The 5,362-nt window shown below is 54.5% G+C and carries 2 tRNA genes and 3 rRNA genes; all 5 read right to left on the reverse strand.

Annotated features, from left to right (window positions below):
- Positions 1-67 precede the first annotated feature (67 nt).
- A 5S ribosomal RNA gene (rrf, locus tag ABDZ95_RS15305) occupies positions 68-182 on the reverse strand.
- 92 nt (positions 183-274) lie between these two features.
- Positions 275-3,062, reverse strand: a 23S ribosomal RNA gene (locus ABDZ95_RS15310).
- 204 nt (positions 3,063-3,266) lie between these two features.
- Positions 3,267-3,342 (reverse strand) — tRNA-Ala (locus ABDZ95_RS15315).
- A gap of 79 nt (positions 3,343-3,421) precedes the next feature.
- A tRNA-Ile gene (locus ABDZ95_RS15320) sits at positions 3,422-3,498 on the reverse strand.
- Between the two features lie 199 nt (positions 3,499-3,697).
- Positions 3,698-5,158, reverse strand: a 16S ribosomal RNA gene (locus tag ABDZ95_RS15325).
- Together the 16S, 23S and 5S rRNA genes with 2 tRNA genes alongside form the textbook arrangement of a ribosomal RNA operon.
- Positions 5,159-5,362: the final 204 nt, after the last annotated feature.

A 5,362-nucleotide genomic window follows, 5' to 3' on the forward strand; every position in this document is an offset into this window, starting at 1 on the left:
GCTCCATCCCGCGGCGAACGGCAGGGTGAGGAAGAACTGTTCGAAATCACGTTTATCCGACTGGTAGACCCGGCGGCGACCTACTCTCCCGCGCCTTGAGACGAAGTACCATTGGCTCTGGAGGGCTTAACGACCGAGTTCGGAATGGGATCGGGTGGGGAACCTCCGACATAGCCACCGGGTCAACCAGGCGGACAGACGTGATTTGTTTGATGAAGACATTGTCAGCCTCACTTTGAGTAGTGAGGAAAAATCGAATGAGTTTTGCTGAGAAACGATCAAGCCGATCGGATTATTAGTACCAGTAAGCTTCATGGGTCGCCCCACTTCCACACCTGGCCTATCAACGTGGTAGTCTTCCACGATCCTCAGCGAAGCCTTGTTTTGAGGTTAGTTTCCCGCTTAGATGCTTTCAGCGGTTATCTATTCCGTACATAGCTACCCTGCTGCGCAGCTGGCGCCACGACAGGTCCACCAGAGGTACGTCCATCCCGGTCCTCTCGTACTAGGGACAGATCCTCTCAAGCTTCGAACACCCACGGCAGATAGGGACCAAACTGTCTCACGACGTTCTGAACCCAGCTCACGTACCACTTTAAATGGCGAACAGCCATACCCTTGGGACCTGCTCCAGCCCCAGGATGTGATGAGCCGACATCGAGGTGCCAAACTTTGCCGTCGATATGGACTCTTGGGCAAAATCAGCCTGTTATCCCTAGAGTACCTTTTATCCGTTGAGCGATGGCCCTTCCACGCGGGACCACCGGATCACTATGGCCGACTTTCGTCTCTGCTCGACTTGTCAGTCTCGCAGTCAGGCGGGCTTATGCCATTGCACTCGACGACCGATTTCCGACCGGTCTGAGCCCACCATCGCGCGCCTCCGTTACACTTTAGGAGGCGACCGCCCCAGTCAAACTACCCACCACGCCATGTCCCGGGACCGGATAACGGCCCTCGGTTAGACGTCAACGACAGTAAGGGTGGTATTTCAAGGATGGCTCCACCAGAGCTGGCGCCCCGGTTTCATAGCCTCCCACCTATCCTACACATACGGTCGCTAACGCCAAGGCGAAGCTATAGTAAAGGTTCATAGGGTCTTTCCGTCTGACCGCGGGAACCCCGCATCTTCACGGGGAATTCAATTTCACTGAGCCTGTGCTGGAGACAGTGGGGAAGTCGTTACGCCATTCGTGCAGGTCGGAACTTACCCGACAAGGAATTTCGCTACCTTAGGACCGTTATAGTTACGGCCGCCGTTTACCTGGGCTTCAGTTCGACGCTTTCACATCTCCCTTTAACCTTCAGGCACCGGGCAGGCGTCAGACCCTATACGTCGCATTGCTGCTTCGCAGAGCCCTGTGTTTTTGCTAAACAGTCGCTACCCCCTGGCTTGTGCCACTCAGTCTAGGTTGCCCTAGGTGAGTCACGCTTATTCCGAAGTTACGCGTGCAATTTGCCGAGTTCCTTCAGCACAGTTCTCTCAAGCGCCTTGGTATGCTCTACCTGACCACCTGTGTCGGTTTCGGGTACGGTCTCTGCTGGAGTTATTTCCAGGGACGACTTCGCTGCCAGGACAATCCAATAAGCCCTGACAACTTACGCCATCCGTCACTTCCAGCTGGTGCAGGAATATTTACCTGCTTCCCATCGACTACGCTTTTCAGCCTCGCCTTAGGGGCCGACTAACCCTGCGCAGATTAGCTTTACGCAGGAACCCTTGGTCTTTCGGCGACAGTGTTTCTCACACTGTTTATCGTTACTCATGTCAGCATTCTCACTTCCGATACCTCCAGCCAACCTCACAGTTGACCTTCACAGGCTTACGGAACGCTCCGCTACCGCTTGCACAAAGTGCAAACCCATACCTTCGGCGACTGGCTTGAGCCCCGTTACATTTTCCGCGCAGGATCGCTTGATCAGTGAGCTGTTACGCTTTCTTTAAAGGATGGCTGCTTCTAAGCCAACCTCCTGATTGTCAAAGCAATCCCACATCGTTTCCCACTTAGCCAGTACTTGGGGGCCTTAGATGATGGTTAGGGTTGTTTCCCTTTTCACGACGGACGTTAGCACCCGCCGTGTGTCTGCCCGATAGTTCTCCTGGGTATTCGGAGTTTGGTTAGTATTGGTACCGCTCGCGCAGCCCGCAACCATCCAGTGCTCTACCCCCCAGGGAATTCGTCGGACGCTCTACCTAAATAGATTTCGCGGAGAACCAGCTATGTCCAGGTTTGATTGGCCTTTCACCCCTATCCACAAGTCATCCGAGGCTTTTTCAACAGTCACCGGTTCGGACCTCCAGTTGGTGTTACCCAACCTTCATCCTGCTCATGGATAGATCACCTGGTTTCGGGTCGTCATACGTCGAACTTATCGCCCTGTTCAGACTCGCTTTCGCTGCGCCTACACCTAACGGCTTAAGCTTGCTCGACACATGAAGTCGCTGACCCATTATACAAAAGGTACGCCGTCACCCCGCATGGGGGCTCCGACTGCTTGTAGGCTTCCGATTTCAGGATCTGTTTCACTCCCCTTGTCGGGGTGCTTTTCACCTTTCCCTCACGGTACTTGTTCACTATCGGTCGTAGAGGAGTACTTAGGCTTGGAGGGTGGTCCCCCCATGTTCAGACAGGATTTCACGTGTCCCGCCCTACTCGAGTCTCTTGCTGTTTGACGTCTACGGGGCTGTCACCCGCTATGGCCGGACTTTCCATTCCGTTCGACTTTATTTCACAAGAGCACTGGCCTGGTCCCGGTTCGCTCGCCACTACTACGGGAGTCTCGGTTGATGTCCTTTCCTCCGGGTACTGAGATGTTTCAGTTCCCCGGGTTCGCTTAATGAACCCTATGTATTCAGGTCATTATACCTTTAAGCAATCAACCAATCCGTACCCAGCCCGAAGACTGGGTATGAGTTGGAAGACCACAAAGGTGGGTTTCCCCATTCGGAAATAACCGGATCAAAGGGTGCTAGCGCCTCCCCGGTTCTTATCGCAGCTTGCCACGTCCTTCATCGCCTCTCTACGCCAAGGCATCCGTCAGAAGCCCTTCAACGCTTGATCGTTTCTCAGCAAAACTCATGCATGGTTTGTTCCGCCCGACTGGAAAGTTGCCGGGGGACCATGCCTGATTTTTGTCAGACAATGTCTTCATCTCGAACATGACCTGTAAGCCCAGGGGGGCCGGTCTTGTTCTTCCTTCACAATGTCAATCACAGCCGGCTGATACAGCCGGTGTGAAACCTGTTTGCGATCACGAGTATGTTCTGGTGGAGCCAGACGGAGTCGAACCGACGACATCCTGCTTGCAAAGCAGGCGCTCTACCAACTGAGCTATGGCCCCGTTCCAGTGAACAGTGCGGCCCAGGAGAGCTGTCGGCGACCTGTCGGCTTGGATCCAGCCCCCGGCTTGCCAGAGGTCCTGGTAGGCCCGGGCAGACTCGAACTGCCGACCTTACGCTTATCAGGCGTACGCTCTAACCACCTGAGCTACGGGCCTATGGCAGCGACAGCCGAGGAAGATCCCCAGGCTCGCGATCGCATGCCCATCGCGATCAACCGAATGCTGATCGAGACGAACATGAAAGTGGAAAGAGAAACGGAGACGGCGGCATCCCGCATAGTGCCTTTGACGCTTTCGCGCTTCGGCTAAATCGGAGCCTCAATAGTCTCGTGAGAGACTGGAGAAGCATCCTTAGAAAGGAGGTGATCCAGCCGCAGGTTCCCCTACGGCTACCTTGTTACGACTTCACCCCAGTCGCTGACCCTACCGTGGTTGGCTGCCTCCTTGCGGTTAGCGCACCACCTTCGGGTAGAACCAACTCCCATGGTGTGACGGGCGGTGTGTACAAGGCCCGGGAACGTATTCACCGCGGCATGCTGATCCGCGATTACTAGCGATTCCAACTTCATGCCCTCGAGTTGCAGAGGACAATCCGAACTGAGACGACTTTTAAGGATTAACCCTCTGTAGTCGCCATTGTAGCACGTGTGTAGCCCACCCTGTAAGGGCCATGAGGACTTGACGTCATCCCCACCTTCCTCCGGCTTAGCACCGGCAGTCCCATTAGAGTTCCCAACTGAATGATGGCAACTAATGGCGAGGGTTGCGCTCGTTGCGGGACTTAACCCAACATCTCACGACACGAGCTGACGACAGCCATGCAGCACCTGTGTCCCAGTCCCCGAAGGGAAAGCCACATCTCTGTGGCGGTCCGGGCATGTCAAAAGGTGGTAAGGTTCTGCGCGTTGCTTCGAATTAAACCACATGCTCCACCGCTTGTGCGGGCCCCCGTCAATTCCTTTGAGTTTTAATCTTGCGACCGTACTCCCCAGGCGGATTGCTTAATGCGTTAGCTGCGTCACCGAAAAGCAAGCTTCCCGACAACTAGCAATCATCGTTTACGGCGTGGACTACCAGGGTATCTAATCCTGTTTGCTCCCCACGCTTTCGAGCCTCAGCGTCAGTAATGAGCCAGTATGTCGCCTTCGCCACTGGTGTTCTTCCGAATATCTACGAATTTCACCTCTACACTCGGAGTTCCACATACCTCTCTCACACTCAAGACACCCAGTATCAAAGGCAGTTCCGGAGTTGAGCTCCGGGATTTCACCCCTGACTTAAATGTCCGCCTACGCTCCCTTTACGCCCAGTAATTCCGAGCAACGCTAGCCCCCTTCGTATTACCGCGGCTGCTGGCACGAAGTTAGCCGGGGCTTCTTCTCCGGCTACAGTCATTATCTTCACCGGTGAAAGGATTTTACAATCCTAAGACCTTCATCATCCACGCGGCATGGCTGCGTCAGGCTTTCGCCCATTGCGCAAGATTCCCCACTGCTGCCTCCCGTAGGAGTTTGGGCCGTGTCTCAGTCCCAATGTGGCTGGTCATCCTCTCAGACCAGCTACTGATCGTAGCCTTGGTGAGCCTTTACCTCACCAACTAGCTAATCAGACGCGGGCCGCTCTAAAGGCGATAAATCTTTCCCCCAAAGGGCACATTCGGTATTAGCACAAGTTTCCCTGAGTTATTCCGAACCTAAAGGCACGTTCCCACGTGTTACTCACCCGTCCGCCACTAAGTCCGAAGACTTCGTTCGACTTGCATGTGTTAGGCCTGCCGCCAGCGTTCGCTCTGAGCCAGGATCAAACTCTCAGGTTGAGTTGACTTCTGACCTAAGCATCAGGCCGCCGAAGCGACCTTGGCATTAGTTCTACGTATTCTTGACGAGATCCCACGATCGCCTGATCCGAAGACCAAACGACATGGTGTATCTTTTCAAAAAGACCGCAGTTGTCAGTGTCGACATAGAACCCCGAAGGGTTCCGCAAGGACACCGCCGCCTGCGTTTCTCTTTCCAGATCA

This window comes from Brevundimonas kwangchunensis, from assembly GCF_039523815.1.
GTDB classification, from domain to species: domain Bacteria; phylum Pseudomonadota; class Alphaproteobacteria; order Caulobacterales; family Caulobacteraceae; genus Brevundimonas; species Brevundimonas kwangchunensis.